13 protein-coding genes and 1 tRNA gene are annotated in these 15,352 nt (G+C 69.9%); 7 read left to right on the top strand and 7 right to left on the bottom strand.

The features are described from left to right. Position 1 precedes the first annotated feature (1 nt). From ABD54_RS11670 to ABD54_RS11650, 5 genes are all read left to right on the top strand, one after another. Complete coding sequence (locus tag ABD54_RS11670; RefSeq protein ID WP_047869481.1) at positions 2–1,411, top strand: FtsW/RodA/SpoVE family cell cycle protein; 1,410 nt, start codon at positions 2–4, stop codon at positions 1,409–1,411. Then, positions 1,408–2,862 carry a penicillin-binding protein 2 gene (locus ABD54_RS11665; RefSeq protein WP_047869480.1) on the top strand — a complete coding sequence of 485 codons (1,455 nt, stop codon included), beginning with the start codon at positions 1,408–1,410 and terminating at the stop codon, positions 2,860–2,862. Before ABD54_RS11670 ends, ABD54_RS11665 begins: the two co-directional genes overlap by 4 nt. Next, positions 2,862–4,361: a serine/threonine-protein kinase gene (locus ABD54_RS11660; RefSeq protein ID WP_047869479.1), complete on the top strand. Its 1,500-nt coding sequence runs from the start codon at positions 2,862–2,864 to the stop codon at positions 4,359–4,361. Before ABD54_RS11665 ends, ABD54_RS11660 begins: the two co-directional genes overlap by 1 nt. Before the next feature lie 78 nt (positions 4,362–4,439). Beyond that, positions 4,440–6,281, top strand: coding sequence for a Stk1 family PASTA domain-containing Ser/Thr kinase (gene pknB, locus ABD54_RS11655; protein ID WP_047869478.1), 1,842 nt, complete (start codon positions 4,440–4,442; stop codon positions 6,279–6,281). Between the two features lie 244 nt (positions 6,282–6,525). Continuing rightward, positions 6,526–6,780: a cell division protein CrgA gene (locus ABD54_RS11650; protein ID WP_013156232.1), complete on the top strand. Its 255-nt coding sequence runs from the start codon at positions 6,526–6,528 to the stop codon at positions 6,778–6,780. A 223-nt stretch (positions 6,781–7,003) separates the two neighbouring features. On the opposite strand, the gene ABD54_RS11645 is transcribed toward ABD54_RS11650, so the two are convergent. Then, on the bottom strand, positions 7,004–7,924 hold the full coding sequence (locus tag ABD54_RS11645; protein ID WP_200904094.1) for a rhomboid family intramembrane serine protease: 921 nt from the start codon (positions 7,922–7,924) through the stop codon (positions 7,004–7,006). A 37-nt stretch (positions 7,925–7,961) separates the two neighbouring features. Further along, complete coding sequence (locus tag ABD54_RS11640; protein WP_047869477.1) at positions 7,962–8,486, bottom strand: peptidylprolyl isomerase; 525 nt, start codon at positions 8,484–8,486, stop codon at positions 7,962–7,964. 407 nt (positions 8,487–8,893) lie between these two features. Between ABD54_RS11640 and ABD54_RS11635 the strand changes: the two genes are divergently transcribed. Then, positions 8,894–9,526, top strand: a complete 633-nt coding sequence (locus tag ABD54_RS11635) for a hypothetical protein (protein ID WP_047869476.1) — start codon at positions 8,894–8,896, stop codon at positions 9,524–9,526. A 236-nt stretch (positions 9,527–9,762) separates the two neighbouring features. Here ABD54_RS11635 and ABD54_RS11630 read toward each other — a convergent pair whose 3' ends face one another. From ABD54_RS11630 to ABD54_RS11615, 5 genes are all read right to left on the bottom strand, one after another. Beyond that, a complete protein-coding gene (locus ABD54_RS11630) occupies positions 9,763–10,404 on the bottom strand; it encodes a DUF1707 and DUF4870 domain-containing protein (protein ID WP_047869475.1) in 642 nt (213 codons plus the stop codon). 233 nt (positions 10,405–10,637) lie between these two features. Then, the gene (locus ABD54_RS29505; RefSeq protein ID WP_047869474.1) at positions 10,638–11,072 is read right to left on the bottom strand and encodes a WhiB family transcriptional regulator; all 435 of its coding nucleotides are present in this window, start codon (positions 11,070–11,072) and stop codon (positions 10,638–10,640) included. 887 nt (positions 11,073–11,959) lie between these two features. Beyond that, positions 11,960–12,032, bottom strand: a tRNA-Ala gene (locus tag ABD54_RS11620). Between the two features lie 259 nt (positions 12,033–12,291). Next, positions 12,292–12,414 (bottom strand): DLW-39 family protein, encoded by a 123-nt coding sequence (locus ABD54_RS28970; protein ID WP_014912962.1) that lies wholly within the window; start codon positions 12,412–12,414, stop codon positions 12,292–12,294. A gap of 183 nt (positions 12,415–12,597) precedes the next feature. Next, positions 12,598–13,455 carry a helix-turn-helix transcriptional regulator gene (locus tag ABD54_RS11615; protein ID WP_082166781.1) on the bottom strand — a complete coding sequence of 286 codons (858 nt, stop codon included), beginning with the start codon at positions 13,453–13,455 and terminating at the stop codon, positions 12,598–12,600. 784 nt (positions 13,456–14,239) lie between these two features. Here ABD54_RS11615 and ABD54_RS11610 point away from each other — a divergent pair. Next, complete coding sequence (locus tag ABD54_RS11610; RefSeq protein ID WP_047869472.1) at positions 14,240–14,548, top strand: hypothetical protein; 309 nt, start codon at positions 14,240–14,242, stop codon at positions 14,546–14,548. Positions 14,549–15,352 lie beyond the last annotated feature (804 nt).

The raw sequence follows: 15,352 nt of genomic DNA, 5'->3' as shown, positions 1-15,352 counted from the left end.
CGTGAGTAAGGCTTCCGAACCCGAGGCGCCCACCGCGCTGCCGCCAGTCAAGAGGCGCAACGCCGAACTGGTACTCATCCTCTTCGCCATCGTCATCACCATGGCGGGCATCGCGATCGCGGGCGTCAACCTCAACGGCCGGGTCCCCGGCGCGATGTGGACGGTGGGCCTGACCTTCGCGGCCCTGTCCGCAGCCGCGCACGTGGCGATGCGTTTCGTGGCGCCCTACGCCGACCCGCTGATCCTGCCCTGCACGCTTTTCCTCAACGGGATCGGCGTGGCGATGATCTGGCGCATCCAGGCCGGCGAGGCCGAGGACATCGAGCGCGCCGGGGCCGGTTCGCAGGTGATGTGGACCGCGGTCGGCCTGGTCCTGTGCTTCCTCATCATCATCTTCCTCAAGGACCCCAGGGTCCTCCAGCGCTACACCTACATCAGCGGTCTGGTCGCGATCATCCTGCTCGCCCTGCCGATCATCCCGGGCCTGGGCCAGGAGGTGTACGGAGCCCGGCTGTGGATCGGCATCGGGCCGTTCACCATGCAGCCTTCGGAGTTCGCCAAGATCGCCCTGGTGATCTTCCTGGCGTCCTATCTGATGAGCAAACGCCAGGTCCTGCAGATCGTCGGCAAGCCGATCAAGATCGGCCGCTTCACGCTCATCGAACTGCCCCGGGCGCGCGACCTGGCGCCGATCCTGGTCGGCTGGGTGCTGGCCATCGGCATGCTGGTGCTCCTGCGCGACCTGGGCACCTCGCTGCTGCTGTTCGGCACGTTCCTGGCGATGCTGTACGTGGCCACACAGCGCTCCTCGTGGGTGACCATCGGCCTGGTCCTGTTCGTCGGCGGCGCGTTCGTGGCCTACCTGCTCTTCTGGCACGTCCAGGCCCGAGTCAACATCTGGTTCAACGCCTTCGACCAGGAGGTCTACGACGCGGTCGGCGGCAGCGCGCAACTGGTGCAGGGGTTGGTGGCCATGGCCTACGGCGGCCTCTTCGGCACCGGCCTCGGCGCGGGGCAGCTCTACGACACCTTCGCCGCCGACAGCGACCTCATCCTCGCCACGGTCGGCGAGGAGCTGGGCGTGACCGGCCTGCTCGCCATCCTCATGGTGCTCGGCCTGTTGGTGGAGCGCGGCATGCGCATGGCGCTCGCGACCACCGGCGCGTTCAACAAGCTGCTGGCCAGCGGTGTCGCCTTCCTTCTCGCCTACCAGGTCTTCATCGTCCTGGGCGGCCTGACCCGGGTGATCCCGCTGACCGGCTCGACCACGCCCTTCATGGCGGCGGGCGGCTCCGCGCTGATGGCGAACTGGATCATGATAGGGATCCTGCTCCGCATCAGTGACAACGCCAGGCGCCCGGCACCGCAGGCCATCCAGGACGAGGGCGCGACACAGGTGATCCAACGATGAACACACCGATCCGCAGACTCAGCATCTTCGCCTTCCTGCTGATCCTGATCCTGATGGCCAACGTCACCTGGCTCCAGGGCTTCCAGGCGCAGGCGATCAAGGACGACCCGCTCAACCGGCGCCAGTTCACCGAACGGCTCAGCGAGGCACGCGGTCCCATCCTGGTCGCGGACGACAACGTGGCCTACTCGGAGGACATCGCCGACGAGGGCCAGTCCCCCCAGTACCAGCGCATGTACCAGGGCGGCGGACTGTACACGCCGATCGTCGGGTCCTTCCGCACCTACGGCGCCTCGGGCATCGAACTCACCGAGAACTCGCTCCTCGACGGCACCGACGACCGGCTCGCGGTGCGCAACTTCCGCGACATCATCACCGGCCGCGAGCCCGAGGGCGCCCAGGTCCAGCTCACCCTGGACCCGGAGGTGCAGCAGGCGGGCTACGAGGCCTTCCAGGGCCTGGGCGACAAGAACGGCGCGGCCGTGGCGCTCGACCCCGGCACGGGGGCGATCCTGGGCGCGGTGTCCTACCCGTCCTACGACGCCGACGAGGTCGTCAGCGTCACCGACACCGAGGCGGCCGTGGCCAACTACACGGAACTGGAGGCCGACCCGCGCAAGCCGCTGCTCAACCGGGCCCTCCACGAGTTCTACCCGCCGGGTTCGACGTTCAAGGTGGTGACCGCCGCGGCGGCCATGGAGCACCTGGGCGCCACCCCCGAGACCACCCAGGAAGCGCCCGACGTGCTGGAGCTGGGCGGCACACTGCCCAACGCCACCCCGGGCGGGACCTGCAACGGCGGCCAGCCCGACACCCTGGCCCACTCGATCCAGATCTCCTGCAACACCTCGATGGCCAACTGGGCGATCGAGATGGGCGGCGACGCCCTGTCGGAGCAGGCCACCGCGTTCGGGTTCAACCGCGAGGAGGAACTGACGGTCCCGCTGTCGGTGATCCCGAGCAGCGCCCCGGTGGAGACCGACCGCAACATCCTGGGCCGCGCCGGCATCGGCCAGTCCAACGTGCAGGCGACCCCGCTCCAGATGGCGATGGTCGCCGCGGGCGTGGCCAACTCGGGTGAGGTCATGAAGCCCTACGCGGTGGACACCGTGCGCGACTCGGACCTGTCCGTGGTAACCCAGACCAGCCCGGAGAGCTACTCCCAGGCGATCAGCGCCAGCACGGCCGAGGACCTCACCGAGATGATGACCCTGGTCACCGGCACGGGCGGCTCGGGTACCAACGCCGCCATCTCCGGTATGGAGGTCGCGGGCAAGACCGGTACCGCCGAGACCGGCGACGGAAGCCCCACCCACAACTGGTTCATCGGCTTCGCCCCGGCTGACGACCCGCAGGTCGCGGTCGCGGTCGTGGTCGAGTACGGCGGCGGCAGCGGCAACGAACTGGCCGCGCCGATCGCCCGGCAGATGATGGAGGCAGTGGTTCAGTAGTGAGCGCCTACGAACCGTCTTCCCAGAACGGTCCCGGTGACCTCACCGGGACCGTTCTGAGCGACCGTTACCGCTTGGAGGAGCAGGTGGGCTCCGGTGGCATGGGTACGGTCTGGAAGGCCACCGACACCCTGCTCAACCGGCCCGTGGCGGTCAAGCTGCTGCACCCCTCCCAGATGGCCGAGCCCACGGCCAGGGAGCGGTTCCGCACCGAGGGCCGGATCACCGCCGGCCTCTCCCACCCCGGGATCGCCCAGGTCTACGACTACGGCGAGGAGAACGGCCGCGCCTTCCTGATCATGGAACTCGTGGTCGGCGAACCGCTCTCGCAGGTCCTGCGAGAGCAGGGCCGCCTCAGCGCGGACCAGACCCTGGACTTCGTGTACCAGGCGGCCAAGGCCCTGGCCGCCGCGCACGCGCGCGGCGTGGTGCACCGCGACATCAAGCCGGGCAACCTGCTGGTCACCCCGGACGGCCAGCTCAAGCTGACCGACTTCGGCATCGCCCGCGGCGACATGTCGGTCACCCTCACCCAGACCGGCATGGTCATGGGGACCGCCCAGTACATCTCCCCCGAGCAGGCCTCGGGCAGGCCCGCGACCTCCTCCTCGGATTTGTACGCCCTCGGCGTGGTGGCCTACGAGTGCCTGGCCGGAACACCGCCGTTCACCGGCGACACCCCGGTGGCGCTCGCTCTGGCGCACACCCGCGAGGAGCCGCCGGAGCTGCCCGAGGACGTGCCCGACGACGTCGACCACCTGGTGTCCTCCCTTCTGCTGAAGGAGCCCGAGGACCGGCCCGCGTCGGCCAGCGAGGTCGCGCACACGGCCGCGGTGATCCGCTCCAACGCCGGAACCGGTCCGCCCACGCCCTCCAACGGGTTCCAGGGCATGGCGCAGACCGCCGTGGTGGGAGCGGTGACCGGGCCCGGCTCGGGCGCGATGACGTACCGGACCGGGGGTCAGCCGACCGCCGTCGCCGGTCAGGACGACGCGTCGGCTAGGCTGGCCGGGGCACCGGAGCGCCGCCGCGTCAGCGTGCCCGTGATCCTCGCGGCCGCGGCCGCGGCGATCATCATCGCGGCCGCGGTGGTGGCCGGATTCCTGTCCAACGGGAGGTCCGAGGTGGGCAACATGCGCGACACCGTCGACCCGCCCGCGGCAACCCCTTCCTCCTCCCCCGAGGAGACCGAGGAGCCCGTGGAGTCCGCTCCGGCTGACGTCCCCGCGGCTCCGGAGGGCGACACGGGCTGGAACACGCAGCCGCAGGATCCGGTGGAGAGCCCGTCAGCGTCCCCGGAGGAGGGCGGCGAGGAGAGCGACGCTCCCGAGGACGGCGAGGACGACGACCCCCAGGGCGGCCAGAGCCCTCCGCCGGACCCCGGCACGGGTGAGACCGAGGAACCGCCGCCGAGCAACGGCGGGGGAGACAACGGTGGCGGCGATGACGGCGGCAGCGGCGGTAACAACGGCGGCGGAGAAGAAGCAGGCACGACCTAGAGACCATGAGCGAGAGACGTTCAGGGTAGGCGGCGGCCCGCGGGCGGCCTCCGGAAGACACGAGGATCACTACACGACATGTCCCAGCCCCGGCTCCTCGGCGGACGCTACGAGCTCGACACCATCGTCGGGCGCGGCGGCATGGCCGAGGTCTACCGCGCACGCGACCTGCGTCTCGATCGGCTCGTCGCCATCAAGACCCTCCGACACGACATGGCCCGGGACCACATCTTCCAGGCCAGGTTCAGACGGGAGGCGCAGTCCGCCGCCTCCCTGAACCACCCGGCCATCATCGCGGTGTACGACACCGGCGAGGACATGATCGACGGGGTGTCCATCCCCTACATCGTCATGGAGTACGTGGACGGGCGGACCCTGAAGGAGCTGCTGGACGACGACCGACGCCTCCTGCCGGAGCGCTCGGCGGAGCTGGTCGACGGCATCCTCAAGGCGCTGGAGTACAGCCACGACAACGGGATCGTCCACCGCGACATCAAGCCCGCGAACGTGATGCTGACCCGCAACGCCGACGTCAAGGTCATGGACTTCGGCATCGCCCGGTCCATGGACGACAACCAGGCGACGATGACGCAGGCCTCGCAGGTCATCGGCACCGCCCAGTACCTGTCCCCGGAGCAGGCGCGCGGTGAGCGGGTGGATCCGCGCAGCGACATCTACTCCACCGGCTGCGTGCTCTACGAGCTGCTCACGGGCCGTCCGCCGTTCACGGGCGACTCGCCCGTCTCCATCGCCTACCAGCACGTGCGCGAGGAGCCGGTCCCGCCGACCGAGATCGACCCCCAGATCCCCCACTGGCTGGAGGACGTCACCCTCCGGGCGATGACCAAGAACCGCGAGGAGCGGTACCAGAACGCGGCCGAGATGCGCGCCGACATCCAGCGCGGCCTGGCGGGGATGCCCACCCAGGCGGGCACCATGGCCATGGCCGCCGCCGGCGCCACGACGGCGATGCCGCCCGCGCCCGCCGAGCGGTACGACGACTACGACGACTACGACGACTACGACGACGACCGCTACGACGACCGCGGCAAGGACGGCCGCGGCAAGACCGCGCTGTGGGTCCTGCTGGGCGTCGGCGTGATCGCCTCCCTGATCCTGGTGTTCGTGCTGATGAACCTGGGGGGAGGGGATCCCGAGACGCAGACCGCCGCGGTACCGGACGTGGCGGGGTCCACCGTCGCGGAGGCCCAGTCCTCCCTCAGCGAGGCGGGCTTCGAGAGCGTCACCCAGGAGCAGCAGGCCAGCCAGGACGTCGAGGAGGGCCAGGTCATCGAGACCGACCCGCCCGCCGGCGACGAGGTCCCGGTGGACGAGGGGATCGTCCTGTACGTCTCCAGCGGCCCGGACGCCCTGGAGATCCCGTCCGTGCAGGGCCAGTCCGAGTCCGACGCGACCGGCACGCTGAACGACGCGGGCTTCGAGAACGTCACCTCCGAGCAGAGGGCGGACGACAGCGTGCCCGAGGGCCAGGCCATCGGCACCGACCCGGCCGCCGGGGAGTCGGTCGCACCGGACACCGACATCACGCTGCTGATCTCCTCGGGCCCCGACCAGGTGCAGGTACCCGACCTGGTCGGCATGACCCGCGAGGGCGCGGAGTCGGCTCTGGCGCAGAGGGACCTGAGCGCCTCCTTCTCCGAGGAGCCGAGCGGGGAGGGCCCGGTCGGCACGGTCATCCGGCAGGACCCGGGGGCGGGGCAGAACGTGGCTCCCGGGAGCACGGTGAACGTCGTGCTCGCCACCGAACCGGCCACGGAGGGGCCGCCGGACGGCGACGACGGCGGCGAGTCCCCTCCGGGCGAGGGCGGGGAGACCCCTCCCGACGGTGAGGACGGGGGCCAGACCCCGCCCGGCGGCGACGACGGCGGCTTCGAGTTCCCTTCCATGCGCAGGGATTGAGCGGACCGGACGTGACGGCGGGCCGTTCCGTGCGACAGCACGGGGCGGCCCGCCGTCGTGTACGGGGCCCGTCCGGGTCGCAGGGGCGGCGCCGTGGACGGGTTCCCAGAGTTGTCCTGGGGCGACCCGGCGTCTCCGGAACCTGACGCGGATCCGGTGCCCTCCCGCCGGTGACGGGGGCTCCCCCCGGGGCGTAGACTGTGTTCTCGTTCAGGAACCCGCCCCACGTACTGGAGCAGCGACCGTGCCCAAGTCCCGCAGCGATCGCAAGAAGAAGGCCGTCTACACACCGCCTCCTTCGAAGGAGAAGCCCAAGGTCAGTCCGCGCTGGCTGGCACCGGCGATGCTCGGCTTCTTCACGCTGGGCATCCTGTGGATCGCCGTCTACTACATCGCGGGCAGCCAGATCCCCTACATGCAGGACTGGCAGAACTGGAACCTGCTGATCGGCTTCAGCGGCATCATCGTGGCCGTCATCCTGTCCACGCGCTGGCACTGACCCCCGGCCGGGCGGTCGAATCGCCCGGCGACGACGGCGGGCCCTCCCTCCCTCCGGGTGCTCTCCACTGGCATGTCCGCACCCGGGTGAACAGCACCGACACGGGTTTTCCACAGAGTTATCCACAGGCTGTGGGTAGCTCTCTTCGCCATGCCCGCGCACAGGGGTCCGGAGACCGCGCGGGGCCCGGAGGAGGTTCCTCCGGGCCCCGGCCTCTCCGCCCTCAGCGGAGGATGATCAGCGGCGCCGCGGCCACCAGTACCACGAGCAGGGCGGTGAACGCCGCCACCAGCAGGACGTGCGTGACCGCACGGGCCCGGTTCCCGGCGGACCTTCCGGGCAGGTAGGCGAACACCGCGCCGAGCACGAGCCCGGCGACCAGCCCGCCGATGTGCGCGGTCCACGAGATGTTGGGGACCACGAAGGTCAGCACGAGGTTGACCGCCAGCAGGACGCCGATCATGCGCAGGTCCAGGCCCAGCCGCCTGCCGATGACGAGCACCGCCCCGAACAGGGCGAAGATCGCTCCGGAGGCGCCGACGGAGAACTGGTTGGGCTCCGCCAGGAGGCTGAGCACCGATCCCGCGAGCGCGCCGAGCACCCACAGGGCCAGGAAGCGGACGTGTCCCAGCCAGCGCTCCAACTGCGTGCCCAGCAGGTACATGGCGTACGCGTTGAACAGCAGGTGGAAGACGCTGCCGTGCAGGAACGCGGCCGTGAGGAGCCGGTACCACTCGCCCGGGATCACCCCGAGCAGGGTTCCGTCCTCGACCCGGCCGACGCCGAGCATGGCGAACTCCCAGACCAGCGGCGAGGCGCCCGCCTGCCCGACCGGGGTGGACGTACCCAACTGGGCGAGGAACCCGGCCACCATCATGCCGAGGATCGTCCAGGTGACGTACGGCTTGGCGACGGCCCTGCCTCCGAAGGCGGTCCTGGCCCGGCGCACCCCGCGGTTCCCCTCCGAGACGCACCCGGGGCACTGGAAGCCCACGGACGCCTCGACCATGCAGTCCGGGCAGATCGGCCGCTCGCACCTGCTGCAGCCGACCCCCGTCTCCCTGTCGGGGTGGCGGTAGCAGGTGCGCGGGGCCGGGCGCTCCGGCTCCGGAGCCGCTCCGGACGGCGGTGGGGATGCGGTCATGGGCGGGTTCCTCCTCGGAGCCGGGGCGCCGTCACCGCTATCGGGTGATCTCGACGCTGTTGATCACCACGTCCTCGGTGGGACGGTCCTGGGAGTCGGTGGCGACCTTGGAGATCGCGGTGACCACGTCGTCCCCCTCGACGACCTCACCGAAGATGGTGTGGCGGCCGTCGAGCCAGTACGGCTTGTCCACGGTGACGAAGAACTGCGAACCGTTGGTGCCGGGGCCCGCGTTGGCCATGGCCAGCAGGAACGGGCGGTCGAAGCGCAGGTTCGGGTGGATCTCGTCCTCGAACTTGTAGCCGGGGCCGCCGCGACCGGTGCCGAGCGGGTCGCCGCCCTGGATCATGAAACCGTCGATGACGCGGTGGAAGATCGTGCCCTCGTAGAGGCTGCTGTTGGAGGGCTTGCCCGTGGTGGGGTCCACCCACTGCTTCGAGCCCTCGGCCAGGCCGATGAAGTTGGCGACCGTCTCCGGCGCCTCCTTCTCGAACAGCCTGATGACGATGGTTCCCTTGGAGGTGTTCAGCCGCGCGGTGGGCTGAGCCGTGGAGTCGGACACCTACGTGCCTTTCGGTCGACTTCGTTTACGTGCTCACGTTACCCGTCCGCCCTCCGGGCTAGTCCCGGTTCCACCGCGGTCGCGCGGCGTCCGGGCAGCTCGCCGCTCCTGCCTCCGCGGCGCCCGGGACTCCGTCCGCATCGGGACGGGCCCCTCCATCGCCCCGGGCGTCCGCGCGACCCCGGAGGGTGTTCCCCCCTGTTCCCGGGCCCTCCGTTCGCGGCGGGCTGACAGGAGAAAAGCCCTCCGCCGGTGTCGAAACGAAGATCACACCCGGAGAGGACGTATGTTGAGATAACACCCGGGTAACGGGTAAGGACGACGGAGGAACCATCCGTGTGGCGTCGAGCGTCGGCCGCACCGGGTGGAGACCGCAGAACCGGTGAACGACCGAAGGAGCTGACGACGTGCCTATCTCTTCCAAGCGACTCAAGGCACGCAAGAAGGAGACTGAGGCGAGCTTGGCTCGTCTGCAGGGCATGGCCCGGGAGAAAGCCCGGGAACAGGCCGAACGGCTGGGCCCGTACGCCGACCAGGCACGCGACCAGGCCGCTCTGAAGCTCCTCCAGGCGCGCGGCTGGACCGCACCCCGGCTGGAGAGCGCCGCGCTGCGCGTGGAGGACACCGTGGCACCGCGGGTCGCCGAGGTGCTCACTGCGGCCGCCCACCGCGTGGACCCGAACCCGGGTCGTCGCGGGCTCATGCTGCTCCGGCGGGGCAACCGCCGGGTCCCCCGGGGAGTCCTGATCGGCGGCGCCGCCGTGGTCGGCGGCATCGTGGTGTACTCGCTGGTCCGCATGCGGCAGGCGGCCCAGGACGCCGAGTGGCAGGAGCACTTGGACCAGGCGCGCGACCAGGTCCGCGAGACGCGGGAGAACCTGGAGGAGCGGGCCTCGGCGACGGCGGGCAAGGCCACGGAGGCCGCGGAGGAGACCGCCAAGGCGGCCAAGACCGCGAAGGACAAGACCAAGGAGACCGTTCGCACCGCCGCGGGCGAGAACCGGGCCAAGGAGAACGGCAAGCCCGGGCACAAGGGCTGATCGCGGGAGCGACGAGAGACGGACAGCCGTGCCGTGCGGGGGAGACCCCGGCCCCGGACTGGCTACCCTCCCTCCGCCGGGACGGATCCTTCCGTCCCGGCTTCGTCGTGTCGGGGGGCGTGTGCGCGGGCGGGGTGCGTGTGGACCACCGAGCCCGGCTCCGGGGCGCCCGTGCGGTCCGAGGCTTTCGGAGGCTGCTCTCCGGTGCTGCCCCGGCCCCGCCTCCGACCGGGCCCTCAGGAGTCCTTGAGGACGCGCACGGTGAAGGGGTAGCGCCAGTTGTTGCCCAAGAGGCTGGAGATGCTGGCGATGGCCGGGAGGATCGCCCAGCCCAGGGCGACCGCCAGCGTCACCAGCAGCGGAGCGACGAGCCAGAACAGCGCCAGGCTCGTGAGTCCGGCGATGACGCAGAAGAGCTGGAAGTTGAGCGACTCCATGGCCTGTCGCCGCACGTAGGGCGAGATCCTGTCGCTTACGAGGAGGAGCAGCAGGGGGGCGATGACGGGGAGGAAGTAGTTCCCCGCGTGCCCGACCGCGGCCACGACCCGGTCGACCGGGGTGCTCGGCAGGGGCTCACGTGAGGCCGCCCTCTGGCGGCCCTCCTGACCGGTGAAACGGCCGAAGGGGCCGGGGGCCGCCTGGGGCGTCCCCGCCGGGGTGACGCCCAGGTCCTCGGTGAGGGGAGCAAGGTCGGCCCCGAACTTGGCCCGCATGGCCCTGTCGGTGCGCTCGTCGAGTTCCTCCTCGTCGAGCTGGCCGCGGCCGAAGGCCTCCTGGAGGACCGTGATCGCGGCGTCGCGTTCGGCGTCGGTGAGGCGGATCTGCGGCCTGGCCTGCGGTTCCCAGGGGCGCCTCGCCGGATACTGAGGGTCCTGCACAGCCACTCCCACTCCCAACGGCGACGGGAGTACGGCACGGATCGGCCGTACTCCCCTCATGATGCGCCATAGGAACGGCTACGGCTATCGGGGCCGTCCCTGATCCTCCCCTGACCCGGTCCTCCCCCTTTCGGTGGAGGCCGCATCGACTTTCGTCTGCCGGGCCCCGGCTGTCGGGCCGCCACTGCCCGGTTCCCCGGAGCGCCGGGGCTCCCCTCCCCGGGAGCCCGTCGTCACCTGGCGGCGACGGCGGAGGGGATACGGGTCGGGACCGGCGCGACGGCCCCGGCAGGGTCCGGAGCGGGAACCGAAGCCGGCTCCCGTGCGGGGGAGGAGGTCAGCGCCGGAGCCTCGACCGGGGTCGGAGAGGTCGTGGGCCCCTGCTCGGCCTGCTCCCGCTCGTACTGGCGCTCCGCGCTGGTGAGCAGCTCGTACCAGTTGGTGACGTCCTTGCGCCGACGCAGCAGGGCACGGCGCTCGCGTTCGGTCATGCCTCCCCAGACGCCGAACTCGATGCGGCTGTCCAACGCCTCCGCCAGGCATTGCGTCCGGACCGGACAGCCCCGGCAGATCAGTTTGGCGCGGTTCTGCGCAGCGCCCTGCACGAACAGCGCGTCCGGGTCGATCTCGCGGCATTTGGCACGGGCCGCCATCTTCTCATTCCACATGTTGCCCCACTCCCAAGATCAGCATGTGTGGTGATCGGAATCCGCCGGCTGGCGCGACCGCCGGCGGGTGAGGAGAAGCGGGCCGATCCGAGGACGGTGCTACGAGGCCGGGCGGGGGCCGCCAGGCTCGCCTTCGGGGGTCGATCGTTTCGGCGCGCTGTCTTCCTCGTTGTCGCTGGTGTCGAAACTACGGTTCGTCCCAGTTCACCAACAGACCCCAAGAGGCCTATTTCTCATATGGCCCAGTAGGACCATTGCACTAAGGGGAAGTGTCATCATACACACACGCAGAGTAACTGCATATGGTAGGGGCGAGCCGGATGCGCGAAGACGTGAAGGCACCTCCCCGGCTTTCCATTACATGGGTTATGACCTGCGGATTCATACCCCTGACACAGTGGGACCGGGTACCCGGACGCGACCGGGCGAAGTGGACTCTGCGTCATCCATGTCATCCGAACGGGCTATACGGACCCCCCGACCGTACGTACCGTGCGACCACACCCGCCACCCATTTCACACCTTGGCGGACGAACCGGAACTACCGATTAGTAACAAAATCAGTTGCGTGGACTCAGGCGGAGGAAGGGGCTTTACGGGTCGGTCCGAAACGCCCATTCCGCTTTTTAGCGACGTATCTTCCAAGAGCCGCACCGCCCGCGCGGAAGGCCCCCGTCAGGGGCACGGCGCGGACCCGGCCGTGTCCGCTGGCGCCGCGCGAGCGCCCGCGATTCCCCGGAGCGCGGAGGAAGGGGCGTCCCGGGGGCCTTCGGGGACGACGGGCTCCGCCGCCACACGGCCTGCGTCCGGCCCGGCCTCCCGCAACGGAAAACGGGGACCCCCGCAGGGAGTCCCCGTCACAACGCCTGTTCCGCGCTTTTCCTGGGTGGAGCCAAGGGGAGTCGAACCCCTGACCTCCGGTATGCAAAACCGGCGCTCTGCCAGCTGAGCTATGGCCCCATGAACCCGGGCGCGAGCCCTGGTCACTCTGGAGAGCATACCTTCATCGGAGGGCGGTCCCGCTCACCCGGCCGGGATCCCGCACGCGGATCCACGGTTCGCAGCCCGGAAGCAGCACAAAGCCGTGGGTCGCACCTCGGGATCATCGGCCCACCCACGTCTTCGTGTCACTCACGAGCGGGCCGGGACGGCTCACGCCGGTCCCCGGTTCGCCCTGTGGAATCCCCATGGCCGCTCGGGCGGCCGGGAGGTCCGCCGGTCAGCTCTCGCTGGCCGCCGTGGCCTCGGTCCACAGGTCGAGCTCGGCGCGGTCCGCCTGGATCTTGCGGTAGACGGCGAAAGCCCCGAGGGCCACCAGCGCCAGAACGATGATCTTCTTCACTGTCTGGACCCTTTCGTTAATCCGGTGCGTCAACGCGGGCTCCCGTCCGGGACGGGGGCTCCGCAGAGAACTTTATGAGGTTGTCACCAAGCAGACTAGCAAGCCGCCGGGAGCGGTCCCCGCCACAGTGGACCGATTTCCACCAACTTCTGCACCCGATACGTGAGGAGCGCACGCGGGGCCTCAGGTCAGCAGCGCCATCCTGCGCAGGACACCCAGGCTGGCCTGCGGAGAGGCAGCGATCCGGGTGAGTTCGGACCACACCCGCTTGCAGGCCGCGACCGACTCCTCCGCCTCCACGATGGAGCCGCCCTGGGTTGCCTCGACATAGGCCAGGGCCGCCTCGTCGTCGTCGAACTCCAGGACTGAGAAGGGCCCGGCGGCGCCGGGGTGCGGGCCCGCCGAGGTCGGCAGGAGCTGGACCGTCACCCGATCGGAGCCCGCGGCCAGCTCCACGATGCGGCTGGTCTGCGCGCGCAGCAGTTCGCGGTTCCCGGACACCCTCTGGAGGGCGTCCTCCTCGACGATGGCGTGGTAGCGGACGAGGCTTCCGGAGGAGCCGATGTCGGGGCCGCCGTGGTCCAGGACCTCCTGACGCTTGAGGTAGGCGGCCACCATGCGTTCGACAGCGCGCTCGCCGTGGCCCAGGGCCCGCGCCACCGCCGCGGTGTAGTCGGGCACCTGTAGGAGGTCGGGGACGAGTATGCCCGCGTAGGACTCCACGGAGACGGCGCCCGCCTCGTTGCCCACGTACGCGGAGGACAGGACGTCCTCGTACTCGGTCCACCAGGGACGCAGGCGCGACTCCCGGACGAGGGTCAGGATGGCCTCCCGCTGCCCTCCTGTGACGCCGTACAGGCGCAGGAGGGCGGAGATCTCCATGACCGAGGGCCACTTGCGGATCCCGGTCTCGATGTGGCCGAGCTTGGCCGGGGACCACTCCAGCTCGTCCGCGACATCGCTGAGGGTCATACCCGCCCGTACGCGGTGGCGGCGGAGTTCGGCGGACAGACGTCGACGACGGACCGTGGGACTGGCCATAACGATGATCCCATGACGCAGAGTGGCGGAGATGTACCACCAGCGAAACACGCCACCTAGCATCTAGCAATGAGTTTCTAGAAAACAACTGCCGATTCGATGCATTACGGAGGGCGGAAACCCGGGTCGCGGAACGGCAAACCCGCCTTTCGTCATGAGGGCGGTGACCGGGGGAGACCCGGCGGGGGGAGCGGGGGAGAGCGGAGCGGGATCGAAGGCGGACGAGGTCCCGGTGGGTGCGGCAGGGGAACGGAGCTGCGGAGGGAAACGGAACGGCGAGTGGCGGCGAAGTCCTGGACGAAACAGGAGCGGGGGCGAGGACCAGCGGGGGCGAGGACGTGGAAGGCTGAAGGTGAGGGATGGAACGGTGTTTCTCTGGGCGCTTGAGAAACAAGAGCAACGGGAACAACAGGGGTAACATTAATAACAAGCGCACCAGGCCAGCGCACCAGGAATCACATCAGCCGCCGGGTTCTGGGACCTTCGCGAAATGCGGGTCGCCAGAGCACGACCGAAACTCCGTGGAAGGCCGTGACCGCCGGTATGCCCCGGCCCTCCCGGCCTATCGCGGGACCGCGATCCGGCGGACCCGGTGTCCTCGGCGGAGCGGTGAGCGGTGAACTGAGAGACGCGGCGCCTCAGAGGCCCGGTGATCGAAGAGATGGCAGGGGCGTCTGCTTACTCCTGTCCTGTATGTCTCATCTTCATGCCAGCGTGGAGAAACCGCGTACGATGCTTGAGGTGCCTGCTTCGGCGGGCGTAACCGTACACATAGAGGAAACCCATGAGCTACCCCATTGACGACGCCGAGCAGCTGATCGCGAACGCGGAGGCGGAGATGCCGCCGAGCACCCGCTCCCGTCTCATCGCGAAACTCCGGATGGGGAAGCACATCGACGAGGCCGCGGCCGAACTCGACGTCAGCCCGGCCCAGGTCTTCTCGACCGGCCGTATCCTCACGGCCTTCGGCGACCAGCTCGACTTCACGCTCACCGAGCAGCGTGACCCCTCCCTGCCACACGGGACCGTCACCGGGTACAACAAGCGGTGCCGGTGCCCCGAGTGCCGGGGAGCGCTCCAGCAGCGCGTCTGAGGCGCTGTCGTGGTGGTTCGGAGGGGGCGCCACCGGCGGCGGGGGGGCAGCGGCGGGAGCGAACACCTGACCGGCGGGAATCCGAAACGTCCGACTGCGGGAGTTCGAACGGCGTGCCGAACGGTCGGCCGTCCCCGCGCCGCGTCCCGGTGTCCCGCACGTCCTGGGCGCATCGCCCGGGGGAGGGTTAGGGGACAGGTTTCGGTTTCTTTCGGCCGGGGTCGTGAGTGTGATCCGGCAGGCCCTTCAGCCGATCCGGCGGGTCCTCCAGGCTTGCGGTGACCAAGCCGACCACCTGCGCTAACGGCTCGTTAACCGAGACTTCCCGAACCAATACGGCGAACACAGGCTTATCAGCCCCGGGTTGGGGAAAATCGCAGACCATGAACGAGTACGTGGACTGGTCGGCGATGAGCGAAGAAGACTTCTTTGCGCTGCTGCGGCAGCTCATCGACATTCCGGAAGCCGACGAGGACTAACCAGAGGCAGTCCCCCCGACGCGGGCCCCCACCCCTTCTCACCCCCAGGCGCACGACGAGGCCGTGACCGCGGTGCTCAGCGTGCGCCGTGCAGGGGCCTCCGTGACTCGTGCCTCCGTGTTGCGCCCATCGGCGTGCCTGTCGTCCGGCAGGTCGAGGAGGGCGAGCACGCCCAGCGGGCGTCCGTGGCCCCCGCCCCGGGCGCGGTGTCGGCCTGAGCGCTCCCGGCGAGTGCCCGGCGTGGGTCGTCCACAGGACGCAGGACGCTCTGGCGCCCCCACCCCCCACCACGGTTGACTGGAAACAAGGGGGCCCACCCAGGAAC

Origin of the sequence: Nocardiopsis sp. RV163 (assembly GCF_001029525.1) — a bacterium.
In the GTDB taxonomy this organism is placed as follows: Bacteria; Actinomycetota; Actinomycetes; order Streptosporangiales; family Streptosporangiaceae; genus Nocardiopsis; species Nocardiopsis dassonvillei.
The sequence above is the reverse complement of the archived record's forward strand: the minus strand, read 5'-3'. Positions and strand labels throughout refer to the sequence as shown.

Bases quoted from the DNA above. Each gene is read 5' to 3' on its own strand.
- pknB (WP_047869478.1), top strand. From the start codon at position 4,440: ATGTCCCAGCCCCGGCTCCTCGGCGGACGCTACGAGCTCGACACCATC.
- ABD54_RS11610 (WP_047869472.1), top strand. From the start codon at position 14,240: ATGAGCTACCCCATTGACGACGCCGAGCAGCTGATCGCGAACGCGGAG.
- ABD54_RS11665 (WP_047869480.1), top strand. From the start codon at position 1,408: ATGAACACACCGATCCGCAGACTCAGCATCTTCGCCTTCCTGCTGATC.
- ABD54_RS29505 (WP_047869474.1), bottom strand. From the start codon at position 11,072: ATGTGGAATGAGAAGATGGCGGCCCGTGCCAAATGCCGCGAGATCGAC.
- ABD54_RS11645 (WP_200904094.1), bottom strand. From the start codon at position 7,924: ATGACCGCATCCCCACCGCCGTCCGGAGCGGCTCCGGAGCCGGAGCGC.
- ABD54_RS11615 (WP_082166781.1), bottom strand. From the start codon at position 13,455: ATGGCCAGTCCCACGGTCCGTCGTCGACGTCTGTCCGCCGAACTCCGC.